General features: G+C 26.9%; 18 protein-coding genes and 1 tRNA gene. 11 read left to right on the top strand and 8 right to left on the bottom strand.

Translation table 11 applies throughout. The annotated features are described in order from the left end of the window. Window positions 1-12 precede the first annotated feature (12 nt). From hemJ to glmM, 3 genes are read right to left on the bottom strand one after another with little or no spacing between them, the layout of a single operon-like run. Window positions 13-462, bottom strand: a complete 450-nt coding sequence (gene hemJ / locus L8Y18_RS02920; protein WP_039629243.1) for a protoporphyrinogen oxidase HemJ — start codon at window positions 460-462, stop codon at window positions 13-15. After that, window positions 456-911, bottom strand: a complete 456-nt coding sequence (gene lspA / locus L8Y18_RS02915; protein ID WP_220555579.1) for a signal peptidase II — start codon at window positions 909-911, stop codon at window positions 456-458. The genes hemJ and lspA overlap by 7 nt, the downstream gene beginning before the upstream one ends. Beyond that, on the bottom strand, window positions 904-2,241 hold the full coding sequence (glmM, locus tag L8Y18_RS02910; protein ID WP_039629248.1) for a phosphoglucosamine mutase: 1,338 nt from the start codon (window positions 2,239-2,241) through the stop codon (window positions 904-906). Before glmM ends, lspA begins: the two co-directional genes overlap by 8 nt. Before the next feature lie 132 nt (window positions 2,242-2,373). Between glmM and L8Y18_RS02905 the strand changes: the two genes are divergently transcribed. From L8Y18_RS02905 to L8Y18_RS02890, 4 genes are all read left to right on the top strand, one after another. Beyond that, the gene (locus L8Y18_RS02905; protein WP_133319072.1) at window positions 2,374-3,549 is read left to right on the top strand and encodes a DUF945 family protein; all 1,176 of its coding nucleotides are present in this window, start codon (window positions 2,374-2,376) and stop codon (window positions 3,547-3,549) included. Next, a complete protein-coding gene (locus L8Y18_RS02900) occupies window positions 3,546-4,736 on the top strand; it encodes a replication-associated recombination protein A (protein WP_263676203.1) in 1,191 nt (396 codons plus the stop codon). Before L8Y18_RS02905 ends, L8Y18_RS02900 begins: the two co-directional genes overlap by 4 nt. Window positions 4,737-4,783: 47 nt before the next feature. Then, window positions 4,784-4,859, top strand: a tRNA-Val gene (locus L8Y18_RS02895). Between the two features lie 175 nt (window positions 4,860-5,034). Further along, on the top strand, window positions 5,035-6,300 hold the full coding sequence (locus L8Y18_RS02890; protein WP_039668989.1) for a tyrosine-type recombinase/integrase: 1,266 nt from the start codon (window positions 5,035-5,037) through the stop codon (window positions 6,298-6,300). A 268-nt stretch (window positions 6,301-6,568) separates the two neighbouring features. Here the strand turns inward: L8Y18_RS02890 and L8Y18_RS02885 are convergent, their stop codons facing one another. Further along, complete coding sequence (locus tag L8Y18_RS02885; protein ID WP_002871903.1) at window positions 6,569-7,228, bottom strand: helix-turn-helix domain-containing protein; 660 nt, start codon at window positions 7,226-7,228, stop codon at window positions 6,569-6,571. A gap of 112 nt (window positions 7,229-7,340) precedes the next feature. On the opposite strand from L8Y18_RS02885, the gene L8Y18_RS02880 reads away from it, so the two are divergent. Together L8Y18_RS02880 and L8Y18_RS02875 are read left to right on the top strand one after the other, a co-directional pair. Continuing rightward, entirely contained in the window at window positions 7,341-7,559 is a 219-nt protein-coding gene (locus tag L8Y18_RS02880; RefSeq protein ID WP_002871904.1) for a helix-turn-helix domain-containing protein, read from the top strand. Beyond that, the gene (locus L8Y18_RS02875) at window positions 7,556-8,539 is read left to right on the top strand and encodes a helicase RepA family protein (RefSeq protein WP_263676202.1); all 984 of its coding nucleotides are present in this window, start codon (window positions 7,556-7,558) and stop codon (window positions 8,537-8,539) included. Before L8Y18_RS02880 ends, L8Y18_RS02875 begins: the two co-directional genes overlap by 4 nt. A 73-nt stretch (window positions 8,540-8,612) precedes the next feature. Here the strand turns inward: L8Y18_RS02875 and L8Y18_RS02870 are convergent, their stop codons facing one another. Beyond that, window positions 8,613-10,646 carry a DEAD/DEAH box helicase gene (locus L8Y18_RS02870; protein WP_263676201.1) on the bottom strand — a complete coding sequence of 678 codons (2,034 nt, stop codon included), beginning with the start codon at window positions 10,644-10,646 and terminating at the stop codon, window positions 8,613-8,615. Next, a complete protein-coding gene (locus L8Y18_RS02865; RefSeq protein ID WP_412175788.1) occupies window positions 10,646-12,205 on the bottom strand; it encodes a site-specific DNA-methyltransferase in 1,560 nt (519 codons plus the stop codon). Before L8Y18_RS02865 ends, L8Y18_RS02870 begins: the two co-directional genes overlap by 1 nt. Window positions 12,206-12,548: 343 nt before the next feature. Between L8Y18_RS02865 and L8Y18_RS02860 the strand changes: the two genes are divergently transcribed. Then, the gene (locus L8Y18_RS02860) at window positions 12,549-13,010 is read left to right on the top strand and encodes a hypothetical protein (RefSeq protein ID WP_039668992.1); all 462 of its coding nucleotides are present in this window, start codon (window positions 12,549-12,551) and stop codon (window positions 13,008-13,010) included. Between the two features lie 504 nt (window positions 13,011-13,514). Here L8Y18_RS02860 and L8Y18_RS02855 read toward each other — a convergent pair. Then, window positions 13,515-14,135: a DUF305 domain-containing protein gene (locus L8Y18_RS02855; protein WP_263664528.1), complete on the bottom strand. Its 621-nt coding sequence runs from the start codon at window positions 14,133-14,135 to the stop codon at window positions 13,515-13,517. A 122-nt stretch (window positions 14,136-14,257) separates the two neighbouring features. Between L8Y18_RS02855 and L8Y18_RS02850 the strand changes: the two genes are divergently transcribed. Beyond that, complete coding sequence (locus L8Y18_RS02850; protein WP_133319079.1) at window positions 14,258-14,890, top strand: hypothetical protein; 633 nt, start codon at window positions 14,258-14,260, stop codon at window positions 14,888-14,890. Window positions 14,891-14,892: 2 nt separating this feature from the next. On the opposite strand, the gene ruvC is transcribed toward L8Y18_RS02850, so the two are convergent. Beyond that, window positions 14,893-15,369, bottom strand: coding sequence for a crossover junction endodeoxyribonuclease RuvC (gene ruvC / locus L8Y18_RS02845; RefSeq protein ID WP_263660419.1), 477 nt, complete (start codon window positions 15,367-15,369; stop codon window positions 14,893-14,895). A gap of 122 nt (window positions 15,370-15,491) precedes the next feature. On the opposite strand from ruvC, the gene dnaA reads away from it, so the two are divergent. From dnaA to gyrB, 3 genes are all read left to right on the top strand, one after another. Continuing rightward, on the top strand, window positions 15,492-16,820 hold the full coding sequence (gene dnaA, locus L8Y18_RS02840) for a chromosomal replication initiator protein DnaA (RefSeq protein ID WP_220566951.1): 1,329 nt from the start codon (window positions 15,492-15,494) through the stop codon (window positions 16,818-16,820). A 132-nt stretch (window positions 16,821-16,952) separates the two neighbouring features. Continuing rightward, window positions 16,953-18,020, top strand: coding sequence for a DNA polymerase III subunit beta (gene dnaN / locus L8Y18_RS02835; protein WP_263664527.1), 1,068 nt, complete (start codon window positions 16,953-16,955; stop codon window positions 18,018-18,020). A gap of 9 nt (window positions 18,021-18,029) precedes the next feature. Continuing rightward, window positions 18,030-20,348 carry a DNA topoisomerase (ATP-hydrolyzing) subunit B gene (gyrB, locus tag L8Y18_RS02830; RefSeq protein WP_263664526.1) on the top strand — a complete coding sequence of 773 codons (2,319 nt, stop codon included), beginning with the start codon at window positions 18,030-18,032 and terminating at the stop codon, window positions 20,346-20,348. Window positions 20,349-20,833: the final 485 nt, after the last annotated feature.

The following is a 20,833-nucleotide window of genomic DNA, read 5'->3' as shown; positions in this document are numbered from 1 at the left end:
AAAGGCTTTTTACTAAAATGGTCTTACCACCATCATAATAGCAATAATTATAAATAATATCGTTGGAATTTCATTATAAGCTCTAAAAAATTTCCCACTCTTTTTGCAAGTATCATTTTGAAGTTGTTTTAAATAATAATAATTTTGCAAATGATAAATAATCAAAAGCAAAGCACAGGTTAATTTAGCATGCATAAATCCTGATCCAACCATCAAAACTTTATTTACATGCAACATCAAACTTCCACTTATTAAAGTTACTATCATCGCAGGAGTTTGGATATAAAAATACAATTTTCTTTCTTGAATTTTTACCACTTCTACAAAGCCTTTATTATCTTTATGCTCTGTATGATAGACAAAAAGTCTTGGTAAATAAAACAATCCAGCCATCCAAGAAACAAAAGCTAAATAATGCACCATTTTAATCCACAAATACCAGTCAGTTAAAAAATCTAACATTTTTCTCCTTTTTTATTAAAAATTTCTTTTATTAAAATCAAAGCTACACTAATGTTTATCATCACATCAGCTAAATTAAACACAGCAAATTCAAACCACTTATGCCAAAATACAAAATCCACCACACCTATATGCACAAAGCGATCAAGTAAATTTGAACACCCAGCAGATAGCATAATAGCAAAAGCGATCAAATGTGTTTTAAAAAATTCTTTTTGATAAAGCAAATACACAAACAAAGCTAAAATAAAAACAAGTTGTATGTATTTTAAATACTCTCCTAAAAATGCAAACATTGAAAAGGCTACACCGGTATTATAGGTTAAAACTAAATCAAAAAATTCACCCCTATACTCAAGCCCTTGCAAAAACAAATACTTACTTACTTGATCTAGTATAAAAACTAAAGCAAAAACAAGCCAAAATTTTAAAGATAAAATTTTAAGCATTCAATGCTTTCATAAAAAAGCTTTCAACAGCTTTCATTTCTTTTTCTAAAAGCTTAATATCTTTTGCTTCAAGTAATAAGCGTATTAAATTTTCTGTACCTGAATACCTAAACAAACTAGCAATTCCTTTTTTTTCTAAATCTTTTTTCAACTCTTCTAAGCCTGCAAGCTTGCTTAAGTCTTTTTTCTCTGAAATTTTAAGATTATGCAAAAGCTGTGGGTAAGGTTTAACTTGATTTAAAATTTCACTTGCACTTTTTGCTTCACTTAGCATTAAAGCACTAAATTGTAAAGCAGCTACCAAACCATCTCCAGTTTTTGCATAGTCACTAAAGATAATATGCCCACTCTGCTCACCACCAAAATTTCCACCGCATTCTTTGAGTTTTTCAAGTACATATTTATCGCCTACATTGCAAGTTTCATGTGTGATTTTATGTTTAGTTAAAAACTCTTTTAAAGCACCATTGCTCATTATAGTGCTAACTACACTTGATTTTAACTTGCCTTGTTTTTTCAAAAATAAAGCTAAAACACCCAAAAGACTATCTCCATGAGCTACTTCGCCTTTTTCATCCACAACAACCAAACGATCCGCATCCCCATCAAAAGCAAAACCAACATCTGCTCTAAATTTCTTTACTTCTAAAGCTAAATTTAAAGGATGTAAAGCCCCACAATTTTCATTGATATTTAAACCATTTGGCTTATCATTGATCACAATCACATCTGCACCAAGTTCTTTAAAAACCGTAGGTGCTACCTTATAAGAAGCTCCATGAGCCACATCTAACACAACGCGTAAAGACTTTAAAGTCAGCTCTTTAGGAAAAGAATTTTTTATAGAAACAATATATCTTCCTATCACATCATCAATTCTTTTTGCTTGACCAATTTGTGATTTTGTTGTTCTTGCCTCTTCTATGAGTTTATCATTAAAATAAATTTCTTCTATTTTCGCTTCTGCTTGCTCATCAAGTTTATTTCCGTGTGCATCAAAAAATTTAATGCCATTATCATAGTAAGGATTGTGTGAAGCTGATATCATAATCCCTGCATCACAACGCATATCTTCAGTTAAAAACGCAATAGCAGGTGTTGGCATAGGACCTATTTCTATAACATTATAACCTATAGAAGTAAGTCCTGAAACGATAGCATTTTCTATCATATAACCACTTCTTCTTGTATCTTTTCCTACTAAGATATTGTTTGTAAGGGCTTTGTCTTTAAAATAAATTCCAGCAGCCATAGCCAAACGCATTGCTAAAAATGAATCCAAAAACTCCCCCGCTTTACCGCGTACTCCATCTGTTCCAAAAAGTTTCATTTTTTTTACCTTTGATTTTAAATAGTGCAATTATAAGTAAAAAAGTTAAGTAATGTATAAATGTGAGAATTTTATAAGCATTAGTTAGTAATAAAAATATATAATTTTTAAAATTTCACTTAAGGAAAATGAATGAAAAAAATCATCGCAGGGGTTGTAGTAGTAATTTTACTAGTTATAGGGTTTTTTACCTCAGCTTCTTATATTAACTCAATCAATGAAAAAATCTTTGCACAAATGAGTCAAGATACAGCATATTATAATGTTGAAGATACTAATTACACTAAAGGACTTTTAAATTCCAAAGGAAGTTTTATAGCTACACTTAATGATTTACCTTATAGTTTTAAAGTGAATGTGGATTTTTCCAATAATTTTTTTGCAAGTAATAATGCTATCGTTTCTATTTTAAATGAAAATGAAGACTTAAAAGGCATTTTTCCAAACGAAGAAATCTTTAAAATCTTAGTTAGCGTCAAAGGTGGTGACATTAACATCAATGCAAAAATAAATGATATTAATTTCACACGCAATGATACAAATTTAGTTTTAAATAATACATCATTTAAGATTATAGGTTCTGATGAATTTGTAAAAAATATGGAACTTAATCTAGGTTATGTTTTATTAGAACAGCTATCTCATAAAGAAAAATTAGAAGCAAAAAATATCAAAATTTCTGAATTTCCTATACAAAAATTAAGTTTTAATGATATCTTTAGTCCTAGTAGAAATAGTGAACAAAATATAAGCATTGATAGTGCTAGTTTTATAAGTTCTATTGCTTTTGACTTTGATAAATTAAAAATTTTTGCAAAAACAGCTCAAAATGTTCAAAACGATTATGATAGTGTTTTAAAACTAGATTTAGCTAAATTTAATCTTGCAAATGAAAACTTTATGTTAAATAATATTAATTTAGATATGAATTTTAATAATCTTTCTAAAAAAGCTTATGATAGCTTAATGCAAAATTCAAACACTGATATTTTTTCTATGATGCTTTTGGCAAGTCAATTTTTAAAAGCAAACCCACAAATCATCTTAAATAATCTAAGTTTTGAAAAAGAAGGTAAAAAATTTGACGCAAATGGGCAAACTATTTTCACTGAAAACAATATAAAATCACAATTTCATGCAAACACAGAAATTCTTCCTAGTCAAATTTGGCCTGATTTTGCAAATTTTGATACTTATTTTGTAGATAATAATGGCTCTTATATGCTTGATTTTATCTATGATGATTCTAATAAAAGTGATGTTACAACTATCATTAATGGTGAAAGACTTACCATAAATCCACAATGACAAATTTAAGCTTAACTTTTCGTCCTAAAACTTTAGATGAGGTTTTAGGACAAGAAAATTTAGTAGAAATTTTTAAAAAATTCATACAAGTTTCAAAACTCCCTCATAGTGTATTTTTTGGCCCAGCAGGTTGCGGGAAGACTTCTTTTGCAAGAGCAATAGCGTATGAGTATAAATTAGACTTTTATGAGTTTGATGGAGGGAATTTTAAACTTGAAGAGCTTAGAAAAATACTAAGTAATTATGAAAATTCTTTATATAAACCTTTGATATTTATCGATGAGGTGCATAGGCTTTCAAAAACCCAACAAGAAATGCTTTTAATCCCTTTGGAAAATCAAAAATGCCTTTTCATAGGCGCAAGCACTGAAAACCCCTACTTTACTTTAACTTCAGGCATAAGAAGCAGAAGTATGCTTTTTGAATTTAAAGGTTTAGAGTATAAAGACTTAGAAAAACTTGCCACAAAAGTACAAGAAAAACTCCAATGTAAAATCGATGATGATGCTAAAGACTTTTTAATCACTTCTAGTGCAAATGATGCAAGAAACTTTTTAAATTTATGTGAGTTTGCTTTGGCTTTAGATAGCACTCATATCACACTTGAAACTTTGAAAAAATTAAGAGCAAATGTTTTAAGCGATGGCACTTCAAGTAAAGATACACACTATAGACTAGCTAGTTCTATGATAAAAAGTTTAAGAGGAAGTGATGTGGATGCGAGTTTGTATTATCTTGCGAGGCTGATCGATGGGGGCGAAAGTGCGGATTTCATCGCTAGAAGATTAGTGATATTTGCAAGTGAAGATATCTCAAATGCAAACCCACAAGCACTTAACCTAGCCACAAGCACACTCATAGCAGTAAAAAACATAGGCTATCCTGAAGCTAGGATCATCTTAGCTCAATGTGTGGTATTTTTAGCAAGTTCGCCTAAGTCAAACTCAAGCTATCTTGCTATAAATGAAGCACTAAATTATGTACAAAATAATCCTGCATTAAAAATACTTCCTTATCTTGATAATAATAACCCACAAAGAAAAAACTACCTTTATCCACATGATTTTGGAGGATGGGTTAAGCAAAGATACCTAGAAAAAGATTTGAAATTTTATCATAGCAAAGGTATAGGTTTTGAAGCACAGCTAGATTTATGGTTAAATGATATGAAAAAAATTAAAAAGTGATTTTAAGCACAATGTAAAAATATTTTTATATAATTTTTGTTTTTTAAGGTTCCGTAGCTCAGTTGGTAGAGCACCACCTTGACATGGTGGTGGTCGTTGGTTCAAGTCCAATCGGAGCCACCATTTTTTATTTCTTTCGATTTCTTTAATTTCCAAAAAATGCCTTCAAAATGCTATATATAAACAAACTAAATGATCTTTGATTTCAATTAATTTCTTTTGTGTTATAATTATTTTCAATTAATTAAGGTCATTATTAGGGTTCTTAAAACCTAATAGGGTTCTTTAAAGGAAAATAATGGCAAACATAGCAAAACAAAGCTTACAAGATAAAGATATTAGAAATTTAAAACCTAGTGATAAACGATACAAAAAAGCTGTAGGTAATCCAAAAGAGCTTTATGTTTTTGTATATCCTAGTGGCCAAAAAACTTTTAGTATTAAAATTAATGACAAATACACAAAACTTAAAGAATTTAGAGAAGGAATTTATAGTGTAGCTGAAGCTAGAAAAGAAGCTATTCAGTTTTTAAAAGAATTTGAAAAATGTAAAGATATACGATTACTAAAAAATGGAAATGATAAATATAAGTTTAAAAACTTATTTATTCTTTATATAGATCAAAAACAAAAAAAATGTCTTAGCGATAGCTATGTTAAAAAAATTATACAAATGGTAGAAAAATATCTCATGCCAAGTTTAGGAAATTTAGATGTAAAAAACATAAAATATAGTGATTTATTATCTATATTTAATGCTATTTATAATCCAAATAATCCTTATACAAGTAGGTTAGAAACCATACACCGTTTAATCAATCATGTTCAGGGTATTTTTAGAATAGCCTTAAAAGATAGATATATTGATTTTGATCCTAGCGATGGCTTAAAAGATAACTTTGCTTCCCCTAAAAGATTTCAAAACAACCATAATATAGATACAAGATACCCTGCCTTAATTCAATCAGAAGATTTAAAAGAATTTATTCAAGATCTAAAGCAAGATAATAGAATGGAAAAACAAACAAAAAGGGCTTTGTATTTACAAATTCTTAGTATCAATAGACCTTTTAACACTGCTAGTGTAAAATGGGCTAATATTGATTTTGAAAAACAAATTTGGACTATACCAGCAAATGAAACAAAAACAAAAATTGCACATGAAATTCCACTTACAAAAACAATGATTAAGGTATTAAAAGAGCAATTTTTATTTAGCGGAGAAATTAGCGATTTTGTTTTTCCTGCACAAACCATACAAGGACATATTAATAGAGATAGCATAGGTAAAGCCATTAAAAATTTAGGAGGTAAAAATAAATGGCACAAGCGAGCTAGCTCTCATGGTTTTAGAGCTACATTTAGAACTATTTGCTCTCAACATAAGGCAGAGCTCTTAAAATTAAATATTAGCGAAGAAGTTATTGAAAGCGTTTTAGCACATAAAGAACTTAATCAAATAAAATTTTCTTATGAAAGAGAAAAAGCAACCATCATTCAAAAAAGAAAACTTTTACAATGGTATGATGATTATTTAAATAATTTAGAATTTTTAGGAATATAAATATATTATATTTTATTTCTCATAATTATTTTTATACTCTTTTTAATTTCGTTAAAAAGAGTATAAAACCTTATATTACAGAACTTGAAACAGATTATAAAATTTTCTTTTTACTTTCTGTAGGAAAATTATCCATAAAATCAAACTTTTAGAATGTTTAACATATTTTTTTAAATATTCAATACTTCTTTACCTTATAAAAGCTTTCCTAACTCATTGTAAAGCTTAAGAATTCTAAGCCCTTTATTCATTTCTATCTCTTTAGTAATCATACTTCAAAATAAAATTTACCTTTTATAATTGCTAAAATGTCTACACAATCACTAAATTCACTATTATAAAATTTTATTTCTTCTCCACTCATAGTTTTAAGTATTATTTTATCAAACTCATGAAAATATTGAACTATAAGAATATTTTCTTTGTAATTAATGATGATTTTATCTCCATTTTCAGCATTTTTATTACTTGATACAACTAAAATATCACCATTTTTTGCATAAGGCTCTAATTCATTATGTTTTACTTTTAAAAAACACAAATCAAAATATCCCATACCATCAAATAAATGATTTAAAAATAATGATTTTATATTAAATGTTTCTAAATATTTTCCATCTATATAGTTTTTAACTCCATCACATATAGCACAAATACTTTCTTCTATTTTCTTAAATTCAAGTTTTTTACTTATATCTATATTGTATTTTTTAAAGGCCTCGCTTAGTGTCATATCAGAATCAAAGTATTCAAACCCTATCCCTGTTGCTTGCAAAATTTTCCATTTTGCACCTTGAGTAATGGAATTTACATTGTTTTCATAAGAATTGATACTACCTTTAGTAATACCTACTTTTTCTCCAAATTCTCTTTGGCTTAATCCGTAAGCATTCCGCAAATCTCTTAATTTTTCACCTATCGTTTTCATAAAATATATTCTACAATAAAATAATTTTAAAGAAAATAAAAAAATTTAATGATAATTATTGACAATTTTTAGAAAATAAATTATTATTTTATGAAAATATAAAGGATAATACATGCAAATTATAGAACCAAAAAACAAAAATTTTTTAACCCCTAAGCAATTAGAATGCGAATTTGGAATTAGTCTTAGTAAACAATATAAAATGCGTATGCAAAAAAATCAAAATCAAGCTAACTCCTTGCCTTTTATTAAATTAGGAAAAACAATTCTATATAAAAGAAGTGAGATTGAAATATGGCTAGATAAAAACATGGTCAAAGGGAATTTATGAATTCTATAAAGAGCAACAAGCTACTACTTGATATTGTTTTTGAAAAGAATTTCAAGCAAGTAAATATAGAAAAACTAGAAAACATTGATTTTGAATGGTTGATAGATGGTTTTCTTGTAAAACAGTCTTTAGTAATGTTTTATGCTAGTGCAGGAAGTGGTAAGAGTTATTTTATGTTATATTTAAGTAAATATCTGCTTGATAATAACAAAGTAGATCGTATATTTTATTTTGATGGCGATAATAATGAAAGAATATTGAAAGAACGAAAAGGAAGTGAATTTTTAAAAAGTTCAAATTTTTATTATTTTTTTTCTAACAATACAAATAAGTTTAGTCTTTTTAGAGATTTAAAAAAAGCTAAAGATTTAAAAAACACATTAATTGTAATTGATAGCATTAGAAATTTTATTCAAGATGATTTTAATAAAGACTTTACAATGATTAAGGTTTTTGATGAATTGCAAAAAATAAGAGATAATGGAGCTACTATTATTTTTCTACATCATCAACCAAAACAAAAACCAGATGAAAATAATAAAGCCTACAAAGGTGCAACAACTTTTTTAGATAGTGTAGATGAAGGATATTTTTTACATAAAAAAGATATTAAAACAGATGAAGAGTTTGTCATTCTTTTAGAGCCTCAAAAAAGAAGATTTGTTACAAAATCTCAGGCATTTAAAATAAACACATTAAATTTAGAATTTGAATTTGTGGATTATTTAGAATTTGCAGAAAATCATAAAACACAAATTACCCTTAATCTCGTTAAAGAAATTCTTAATGAAAACAAAAATGGTATTTGTCAGCAAGATTTAGCAAGTAAAATCAAAAAGAAAATTGAACAAGATTATGTAGAAATAGTAGGTAGAAATGCTTTATGGAAACTGCTAGATAAATATAAAAACATTTATTGGAGTATTTTTTATGAAGCACAAGAAAAAGGTGGAAAGAAGAAAATTTTTAAGATATTATAATTAATCTTGATTTGATAGTTCTTTAAGTAAAACTATTCGCTCATACTCAAGAACTATCACATGCTAACAAAAATCAAAATAACCTACCTTGCTTTTCACCTCTCATATATTCAACAAACATTTCTTCATTTATATTTTCTTCAACCACTCCATTTTCACATTTCCATATTTTCCAATCACCACCGATTTTCACGGGAATGTAAAAAATATACCCTGTTTTTTCACTTGCATAAATATAAGCTTCTTTTAATTTTTCAATTTTTTCTTTATATGAAGTCTCATCTATATTTGAAGAACTACTTTTATTTACACTTTTTACTTCAAAAATATGAATTTTATTTTGCTTATCTTTAAAGATAAAGTCGGGATAACTTGTGTGTTTTCTTGTGTAATAATAATCAAATTTAATATTTGATTTATCTATGAAATTCTTACCAAATAAAGAAACTTCTACATTATTAATTTTTATTTTTTTGCAACATATATCTTTTAAATTAGCAAGGATTGTAAACCACTCCTCTTCAGCTTCACTATCAAATTGAAATCTACTCCCTTTACTTTCCCATATCCAATCAGTAAATATAACTGAACTTCCGTTGCTATCAAAAAAACTATAAATATCATCTCTTAATTGAACTTCAACTACATCTCCATATTTTTCATAATCTTCAACAACAGAACTTACCTTATTGCTGATATTATCTAAATTAGCATTAAACACAAACCATTTATTAAAATCTGTAACAAAATCTCTTTGCTTTTCTTTTACTTTATCACTACAAGATTGAAATTTTTTATAAGCTTTAAAAATAGACTCATTATAGTATTCTATATCATTGTTAATACAATCTGATATATCTATATCATCTAAAGCAACCTCTCTAAGAACAGTGATTTTAAATGGAGCAAATTCTTTAATTATTTCGTTTTCAAATAAACCTTTATTAATTTCACCCTTTAATTTTACTATTGTGCGTTTATTTTGATCTTCTTTAGGTTTTATACCATAAACATAAGCTGTGCTAAAAATTTCTTGAGTATTTTTATCTAATTTTTCAAAATATGTTAAACAAGGATTACGCCTTATACGCCCAATAACTTGCTCATCAAGTTGTTTAGATTGTGAATTTCTAACTTGATAAAGCATACAAGCTCTAGGCATATCAAAGCCTTCTGTTATAACCATTTTAAAGATTACAACGTCAATAGGAAAATCATTTTGTTTAACATAGTTTTGCCACAGGCTTTTATTTTTTACTTTTTCTAATCTACTATTACTTTCATAGCCATTTTCTTTTTCTACAAAACATACCCATTTTAAATCTTTTTCTTTCAAAACTTTTTTGATGATTTCCATTTCATATTCTGCATTATTTTGATTAGAAATTTGTATTATAAAAGCAGGAACTATCCCTTCTTTATTATAAACTTCTTTAATGCTTTTAAATTTATCTAAAGCTTTGCTTAATCCACTTTCTAAATCTTCTTCATCTTCTATATATTCTACTTTTTTAATCAAATTTGCACTAACAGCGTCGTTTTCTGATATACAAACATCAAATTGATCGTTTTTAGGAGTAGCTGAAAAATTAATAACTTGAGTAAAATAATTTGATAACTCATTTAGCAGATTTGTAGCTATATGGCTTTCATCTCTTATTAAAATTATTTTTTTACCTAGATTTTTGCAAGTTTCTAAAAATACTAATAAGCTTTTTTCTTTACTAATTCTACTTGCTTTAGTATATTGTGAAGTAGGCAAAACAAACACATTATGATTTATATCAATATATAGACTATATTCTGTATTTTTTGTATTTTCTGCACCACTACTAATGTAAAAAGGGTTTAATTTTATAAAAGTATTTAAAGATAAATTTACAAAACTTTCAAAATTTTGTCCTGCTAATTTTCCTTTAGAAAGAGTAGAAACTATAAAAATAAAATCATCATCAATTTCTAGCATTTTATTCATCAAGCTTGCCATCATATATGTTTTACCACTTCCAGTGGGTGCTTTTAAGGTGATATTTTCTTTCCCTTGCATGGCTAAATTAAACAAGGAATTTACAGTTTCATTTTGTAATTCTATAATTTCTTGTTTCATCATTCACCTTCTATTTTTCTGCAAGTTAGCTCAAATTCTTTACATATCCATTCTATTTTATCATGGATATTTTCAAAATCTTTTCCATAAAGTTTTTCATCTATTTTTTCAAAAACTGAATGATCGCTTGAAGCAATATTTTCAATTTCACTAACTTCTAAGCTATCTCCATAAGGAGTATTTTTTTCCAACCATTTAAAATCTTTACTTTCATCATAACATTCTCCACTCATGATTCTTTTTAAACGCTTTGAAGTAACATCTAGGGCAATTCCATTTGGATTTAAATCTGTTATTTCATTATTAGTAACTAAAATAAATTGTCTATTACCACCATCTTGTTTGTTTAATTCCAAAACAGCATGTCCTGTAGTTCCACTACCCGCAAAGAAGTCTAGGATAATATCATCATCTAAATCTGTAGATATATCAATAATATGTTTAATTAAAGATACAGGCTTTGGTGTGTCAAAAATTTTGTTTCCAAAAATTTTTTGAATTTCTTTTGTTGCATCTGTTGTTGTTCCATAATCTGTAAATATAGTTCTCGTTTTTACTATTCTGACATCAACTTCATCAAAATATACTACTTCATATGGCGTTAGTCTACCTTTTGAATTTTCCTTCCAAAATATATGATCTGCATCTAAGTTTTCGGGTTTTTTTCTCCAACGTCCTTTTTGTCCATTTGGTGCCATAGGATAAAAATCATTATTATTTGGATCTTTTATTGGATAATAAAGACTGGGTGCATCTTCCATTAATGCTCCTATACCCCATTTTTCAAGTTTAGTTAAAGAAGCTTTTCTATTATTAATTATTTTATTAAAATTTTCTTCACTAAATTTTTCGGTTTTATTATTTATAATCCATGTATTTTTCTTATAACATAAAATATATTCATGCTCTTTAGCAAAATATTGAGAGTCTTGTCCACCTCCTTTCTTTTTTTGCCAAACAATATTTCCACAAAAATTTTCTTCCCCAAAAACTTCATCAAACAAACATTTAACATAAGCTTGATTTCTATCATCAATACTACAAAAAATAACACCATCATCTTTTAAAAGTTGTCTTGCTAGTATTAATCTTGGATAAAGCATGGAAAGCAAATTATCTCTTGTGATTGCATTGTTGTAATTAGTTTGTGCAAATGCACCTAAATCATCTTTTCCATAAGGTGGATCTATATAAATTACTTTAATTTTGTTTTTATAGCTAATTAAAAGATTTAAAAGTGCAGGATAATTATCGCCTATTATAAGTTTATGAGTAATTCCACCTTGATCAAAACTAAGATTCTCATTCTTTTTCAAATATCTTATTGTTTGTCCTTCATTTTTCTCCAAACGCACATCAAAATGAAAACCTGTTCTTTTATAAGTCATACCTAGAGCTGATATTTTCAAAACTTCTGTTTTATTTTCTGCATTATCGATAAGTTTTATTAGAAAATCTGCATTTTCTTTTTCTAATATACCATTGCTTGCACGATCTAAAATTTTTATTTTTTCTTCTTCTTTTAATTCTTGTAAGCTTTGCAATTCATTTCTTTCCATTTTACGCCTTTCTTAAATATTATCTAATAAATTATTATTCATTTGTTGAGCAAAATCATGATATTTATTTTGTGAAATTATAATAAAAATACATAAGATAATTATTTAAAATATTTTTAGATATACATAAAAATTACGAATCATAAATTAAAAAAATAATCTCAAAAAATCATTTTTTCTATGAGCCTCGCAGAGAATATTTTGTTATTTACTTAAAAAATGGTGTCATTTTTTGGAGTAAATAGCTATCCTGCTTTTACTAAAATTTTCATCTTAATTTTTATATTTATAAGACAAAATATTTTATACTTGTAATTAAATAAAAATCAAAAAAAGGAATGTTATGAATTTTAATTATCCAAATATAAAAAGACTAGAATCTATTTTAAATGAAACATCATTTCATCAAATTTATAATTTATGGATAAATAAACAAATTTCTCACTATGCTTTAAAAATATTAGAAAGATGGGCTGAAAATTATCCAAATACAATCAAAACTTTAGGAATGTCAGATCTAATAACTTTGGTATTACCACAGGAAAAAATGGAAATTGAAATTTTATCTAGTGCAAATTCAAAAAAACAAATAGAAAATGGTTTAACTACTATGGAAATATTACAAGAAGCAGAAATAGATTTGAACTATTATATAAAAACAAATCCTCAACTTTATTCTCCACTTTTTCAAGAAACCATGCAAGAAGATAAAGTACAAAAACTAGAAAAAAATATTAACGATGACTACTGGAAATTACAAACACAAATCATGGATTTACAACATGAAATAAAAGATTTAAATTAGTTAGTAATTTAGAACTATAAATAAATCACAGAATGCATAAATACTTAAAAAGTATGTATTGTAATTAATATAATACTACTATAAAATGTAGCTTTATTCTCTTTTTATAAAAATTAAAAAGAGAATAAAAAGAACCAAAAAGAAAAATAAAAAATTTTCTTATTAAATTATCAGGATAAAAAGTTATAATAATCCCATCAGAGGAGGATAGTGGCGGAATGAGACCCTCTCCTTTGATTAATCTGCATTAAAAATTCTACAAATGGCTTTACTTTAAAATTTTTGGCTTATTTTTTAATCTTCTTATTAAAATAAGAAGATATAATTTTATTAGAGGGGGATAGTGGCGTATTCGAGTGACCCTCCCCTTTTTATATTTTAAATAGGGTTCTTTTTGGGGTTCTTTAAAAAATATAAAAACTGTAAATATCTAAAAATAAGCCTTTATAAATATTAGTTAAAACTCAATCGGACCACCATTTTTTATTTCTTTCGATCAATTCACTACATATACTTTAACAAATTCGTAAATTCTTGGATTTCTTTTTCTTGATCTAAGATGATTTTTTTAGCAATATCAGTGATAGTTTTGTCTTTAGAATAAAATAAAATTTGTTTTGAAGCATCTACTGCACCTTGATGATGTGCTATCATCGCTTCTAAAAAGTCTTTATTGATGTTTTTGCTTTCTTTAACCGAACTCATTAAAATCATCATTTTTTGCATTAACTCTTTTTCTTCTTGAACGAATTTTTTATAAGTTTCTTCATCAATTTGAGTTTTTGTATAAAGATTTTTATCTAGAATTTCTTGAAATTCTTGGATTTCTTTTTCTTGAGCTTTTATGATATTTTGAGCGATTTTTTTCATCTCTTCACTTTTTGTATGTTCTAATAAAAGCTTAGATGAGTCAATAGCACCTTGGTGATGTGGAATCATATTAGCTAAAAAATCTCTTTCTATGTCATTGCTTTGTACTAAAGGATTTTTCATCATAGGTTCATGCATACTCATCATGATTTGTGATGAAATACTTCCAGAAGCTCCATGATGAGCATGATGAGAATTTGCAGCAAATAAAGCACTTGCTAAAACTAAACTTGAAACTATAATTTTAATTTTCATTTTTTTCCTTTTTTTAAAATAACTTTGGAATGTTATAAAAATTATATAAACTAAAATTAACAAAGAAAAAAACATTTTTTTGTTATAATCTATAATACTAAAAAAAATAATAAGGATGTTATATGCTAAAAGAACTACTTGAAATAAAAAAAGAAATGGAACCTATAATTCATGATTGTTCAGTAAAAATTCAAGTAGCCGCAAGAGAAGTAATCGTAAGAAAAAGAGAATATGAAATCTATGGTCCTATGATAGATAGAGTATATCTTGATAATGCTATATATATAAAAGTTTTTGGTAGTGGGCGTGATACTAAAAGCACTAAAGTAGATATTAAAAATGGACTTTATATGGTTTATGTAGCACCTGATAAACCTACTAATCAAGAAATTATGAATAAACTAAAAATAGCATTTGAAAGTATAGATAATAAATTCATCTCAAGAATTTTAGAACTCAATAGAAGAATGAAAGAAGTGATTAACAAAACTCAAGCAACCCTAGCAAAAGCATCAAATATGAATGTTTTGATAGAAACAAATCTAGGCGAAGCTACCGCGGCACATAAATTTGTAATAACTATTAAATATTTAAAAGATAATCAAAAATTAGAATTAAAAAATTCAAAATCTGCAGGAAGTTTTAGAGATACCAAAAATCATATCAACCTAGTAGTAGAAAAAAATACTGATTCTGCTGTATGTGAAAAACTTCTACATGATGTTGAAATTTATTTTATAGGAAATGGAAAGTAAAATCACTTTTTTACTCTCAAATTTGCTAAATGCGTCAAAGCTACTGCGATAGCATCGGTAATATCAAGTGGCTTGATGTCTTTTGAAATTCCAAGTAATCTTTTTACCATAAAAGCTACTTGCTCTTTAGTAGCTTTTGCTTTACCTGTTACGGTTTTTTTCACTTGTAAAGGTGTGTATTCTGCAAATTCTCCATGAATTTGTAAGATTTTTAAACTCAAAGCTCCACGAAATTGTGCTAGTTTTAGAACCGTTTTTGGATTATAAGCAAAAAATATATCTTCTATAGCTACCTCATCAAACTGATGATTTTTAAAGATTAGATCAAGTCCTTCACATAATTCTGTGATTTGATACTGTAAATTATTGGGTTTGATTTTGATAAGCCCTGCTTCTATGAGTTGATTTTTATTATTTATTCTTTCTACAATAGCATATCCACAATATCTAGAACCAGGATCTATCCCTAAAACTTTCAAACTTTTCACCTTTTTATTCACATAGATGTGAAATTTAAATTTTTATGTGAATAATTTTAACCATTTTTTATAAAAAATAAGCTAGAATTTCAAGTTTTACATCATAATTTATAAGAATAATAATGAATATAAAAGATTTTTTATTTGAATTTAAAACTGAAATTAGCAATAACGAATACAATACTTACATTTCTCACTTACAATTTAGTGAAAAATTAAGTAAAAATAATATCTTAGTATTTATCGCACCAAATCATTTTTTAGCTAAATTTATACAAACAAAATACGCACAAAAACTAGCTTATTTTTATGAAGTAAAAACAGGGATTAACCCTCAAGTTAAAATCATTACAAATGATCAAAAGATAGAGAAAAAACATTTTTCTACAGATATTTCACAGATTAAATTTCAAAGTACTATTTTAAATCCTTCTTTTACTTTTGAAAGCTTTGTTGTAGGAGATTCTAATCAATTTGCCTATGCAACTTGCAAAGCTATTACCGATAAAAGCAAACTTGGAAAATTATACAACCCTATCTTTATCTATGGCCCTACAGGACTTGGAAAAACTCACTTGCTTCAAGCTGTCGGAAATGTGTGCTTAGATAATGGATATAAGGTTATTTATGCTACAAGTGATAATTTTATCAATGATTTTACCATGCATTTAAATAACAAAACTATGAGTAAATTTCATGAAAAATACAAAAATTGCGATGTTTTACTCATCGATGATGTGCAGTTTTTAGGTAAAACAGATAAAATTCAAGAAGAATTTTTCTTTACTTTTAATGAAATCAAAGAAAAATTTGGACAAATCATCATGACAAGTGATAATCCTCCAAATATGTTAAAAGGCATAACAGAACGCTTAAAAAGCCGTTTTGCAAATGGGATCATCGCAGATATCACTCCACCTCAGCTTGATACAAAAATCGCAATTATCAAGAAAAAATGCGAATTTAATGCTATTTATCTCAAACCTGAAGTCATAAGCTACATCGCTACTTCAATGGGAGATAACATCCGAGAAATTGAAGGCATGATTACAAATCTAAATGCCCAAGCAAGACTTTTTAATCAAGAAATCACTTTAGAAATCGTTAAAAGCTTTATGAAAGATCACATTAAAGAAACAAAAGAAAATATTAGTGTTGAAGACATACTTGCTGATGTTTCAAAAAGTTATAATCTTAAATCAAATGATATAAAATCAAATAAAAAAACACAAAATATCGTTATGGCAAGAAGGGTTGTGATATATTTAGCAAGAGAGCTTACAACTATGTCTATGCCTCAACTTGCTAGATTTTTTAATATGAAAGATCACACTGCCATTTCACATAATATTAAAAAAATTCAAGAGTTAATGAGCGAAAATGAAAACCTAAAAGCCATAGTAGAAGAATTAAGAAATAAAATTTTAACAAAAATAAAAAGCACCCTGTGAATAAAAGTGAAAAATAAAAAATTTTATTCTATGAGTAAAATTTCTATAAAAAAAGGCTTTTAAAAAGCATTTCACATTTTCACATTGCTTATTATTATGATAAAATAAATTTAAAAAACAAAGGAAGTAAAAATGAAAATTAGCATTAATAAAAACACTTTAGAATCTGCCATAGTTTTAACTAACTCTTATGTAGATAAAAAAGACTCAAGCAACATCGCTTCTCACTTACTTTTTGAAGTAGTTGAAGATAAATTAATCATAAGGGCAAGTGATTATGAAATAGGTATTAACTATAAAATCAAAAAAATTAAAGTTGAAAGTGCAGGTTTTGCAACTGCTAATGCTAAAAGTATTTTAGATATCATTAAAAGTTTAAATAATGAAGATGTGGTCTTAGAAACTATAGAAAATTTCCTTTTTATTAGACAAAAAGGAACTAAATATAAACTTCCTATGTTTAATTATGAAGATTTTCCAAATTTCCCAAGCACTGAAGGAAAAGATAAATTTGATATTGATTCAAGTGATTTAAGTAGATCTTTGAAAAAAATCCTACCTGCAGTTGATACAAATAATCCAAAGTATTCTTTAAATGGTGCTTTACTTGATATAAAAACAACCCACATTAACTTTGTAGGAACAGATACTAAACGCTTAGCGGTTTTTACACTAAATAAAACAAACGAAAAAGAATTTAATCTTTGTATCCCTAAAAAAGCTATTTTAGAAATGCAAAAAATCTTTTTTGAAAAAATTGAAATTTATTATGATGAAAATATATTGATTGCAAAAAATGATAATTTTGAGTTTTTTACAAAACTTATTAATGATAAATTCCCTGATTATGAAAGAGTAATTCCAAAAAATATCACAAAAGAATTTATTTTTAAAACAGAAGAATTTATGGATGCATTGAAAAAAATCAATGTAATCACTGAAAAAATGAAATTAAATTTTCATAAAGATAAACTTGTATTTGAAGGTATTAGTTTAGATAATATGGAAGCAAAAACTGAACTTGAAATGGAACTTAATATAGATGAAGAATTTAATCTTTGCATTAAAAATAAATTCATCACTGACTTTTTAAATTCTATTGAAAGTGAAACATTCAAACTTAGCATAAATGAACCTCATATGGCATTCTTAGTTTCAAGTGAAGAATTACAAACTGTAATTATGCCAGTTATTTTATAAGGAAAATAAATGCAAGAAAATCAAAATTATGGCGCAGGAAATATTAAAGTTTTAAAAGGCTTAGAAGCTGTTAGAAAACGCCCTGGTATGTACATAGGTGATACTAACATAGGCGGTCTTCATCATATGATTTATGAAGTAGTGGATAATTCTATTGATGAAGCTATGGCAGGTTTTTGTGATACGATTAATGTAGAAATTACTACAGAAGGCTCTTGTATAGTAAGTGATAATGGTAGAGGAATTCCTGTGGGAATTCACCCTACTGAAAATATCCCTACTTTAACTGTAGTTTTAACCGTGCTTCATGCAGGTGGAAAATTTGATAAAGATACTTATAAAGTTTCAGGTGGTTTACACGGGGTTGGTGTAAGCGTTGTAAATGCTTTATCAAGAAAATTAGTTGCTACAGTGCATAGAGATGGAGAAATTTATCGCCAAGAATTTTCAGAAGGTAAAGTTACAAGTAATTTTGAAACCATAGGTAAAAGTAAAAAAACAGGAACAATCATAGAATTTTGGCCAGATGATCAAATTTTTGAAGTGACTGATTTTGATTATGAAATTTTAGCTAAAAGATTTCGTGAACTTGCATATTTAAATCCAAAAATTACTATAAATTTTAAAGATAATCGTGTAGGAAAAGCAGAAAGCTTTCATTTTGAAGGTGGTATAAGTCAATTTGTTACAGATTTAAATAAAAAACAAGCTCTAACTAAGGCAATATTTTTCAATGTAGATGAAGAAGATGTAAATGTTGAAGTAGCATTGCTTTATAATGATAGTTATAGTGAAAATTTACTTTCTTTTGTTAATAATATAAAAACTCCAGATGGTGGAACGCACGAAGCAGGTTTTAGAATGGGCTTAACTCGTGTTATTAGCAATTACATTGAAGCAAATGCTAGTGCTAGAGAGAAAGACTCTAAAATCACAGGTGATGATGTAAGAGAAGGTTTAATAGCAGTTGTAAGTGTTAAAGTACCTGAGCCACAATTTGAAGGACAAACTAAAGGAAAATTAGGTTCAAGCTATGTTAGACCTATAGTTTCTAAGGCTTCTTTTGAGTATTTGACAAAATACTTTGAAGAAAATCCTATCGAAGCAAAAGCTATCATGAATAAAGCTTTAATGGCAGCTCGTGGTAGAGAAGCAGCTAAAAAAGCTAGAGAATTAACCCGTAAAAAAGAAAGTTCAAGTGTAGGGACTTTACCAGGAAAATTAGCTGATTGTCAAAGTAAAGATCCGAGTGAAAGCGAAATTTATTTAGTTGAGGGTGATAGTGCGGGAGGTTCTGCAAAACAAGGTAGAGAAAGAACTTTCCAAGCGATTTTACCTTTAAGAGGTAAAATACTCAATGTTGAAAAAGCAAGACTAGATAAAATTTTAAAAAGTGAACAAATTCAAAATATGATCACAGCTTTTGGTTGTGGGATCGGTGATGAGTTTGATATAGAAAAACTAAGATATCATAAAATCATCATTATGACAGATGCTGATGTAGATGGTTCTCACATACAAACTTTACTTTTAACATTTTTCTTCCGCTTTATGAATGATCTTGTAGCAAATGGACATATTTATTTAGCTCAACCACCTTTATATCGCTATAAAAAAGGTCAAAAAAAAGAAATTTATCTAAAAGATGAAAAAGCTTTAAATGATTATTTGATCGAAACAGGTATAGAAAGTTCTACTTATGAGGGTATAGGATTAAACGATTTAAAAGATTTTCTAAAAATCGTTGCAGCTTATAGAAGTGTTTTAAAAGAATTAGAAAAAAGATTTAATGTAATTTCAGTGATTAGGTATTTGATAGAAAATCCTGATTTGATAAAAGCTTCTAATGAAGAATTATTTAAAGTCATAAAAGAATTTTTAGAAAAACAAAATCACAATATCTTAAATTCATATATCAATGAAAATGAAATTCGTGTTTATGTACAAACTGAAAATGGTTTAGAAGAACTTATCATCAATGATGATTTATTTGTTAATCCTTTATATGAAGAGGCAAATTATATTTATCAAAAAATTAAAGATAGAGATTTAAAATTTGATAAAGATATTTTAGAAATTTTAGATGAAGTTGAAAAAAATGCTAAAAAAGGTGCTTATATACAACGCTATAAAGGTCTTGGTGAGATGAATCCTGAACAACTTTGGGAAACAACTATGGATCCAAGTAATCGTCGTTTGTTAAAAATCACCATAGAAGATGCTCAAAGAGCAAATGATACTTTCAACCTTTTCATGGGTGATGATGTAGAACCACGCCGTGAGTATATACAAGCTCATGCTAAAGATGTTAAACATTTGGATGTTTAATTTTTAAATGATTTTTTTAATTGGAGGGCAAGGTCATAGTGGAAAGACCTTGCTTGCTCAAAGACTTCTTGAAAAATTGTCCTTTTAGAGTAGATGAGGATGAAAAAATAACTGATTTTTATTTCCTATTGTAGATGGTATGATTTAAATTTGTATAGAAAATAAACAAAATTTAATCATTGAAGGATTTTATCTTACTCCAAAAAAGTTACAAAAATTTCAAAATCATTCTGATATTAAAATACTTTTTATTCTTTTTTCAAAAAAATATATTTTGCAAAATTATGAATTAATCTATTAAAATGAAAATGTCATAGAAAAGCGTTTATTTAGTGAAAAAGAAGAAATAAACACTCTTATTTTAAATCATCAAAAATTTAAAGCTCAATGTGAAAATTTAAATCTTCCTTTTATAGAAATTCAAAAAGACTATAAAATAGAATTAAAAAATGTAATAGAATTTTTTGCTTAAAAGCAAGCAAATA

Source organism: Campylobacter sp. CNRCH_2007_0968H, from assembly GCF_025773245.1.
GTDB classification, from domain to species: domain Bacteria; phylum Campylobacterota; class Campylobacteria; order Campylobacterales; family Campylobacteraceae; genus Campylobacter_D; species Campylobacter_D lari_D.
This window is presented reverse-complemented; position numbering and strand designations above follow the sequence as displayed.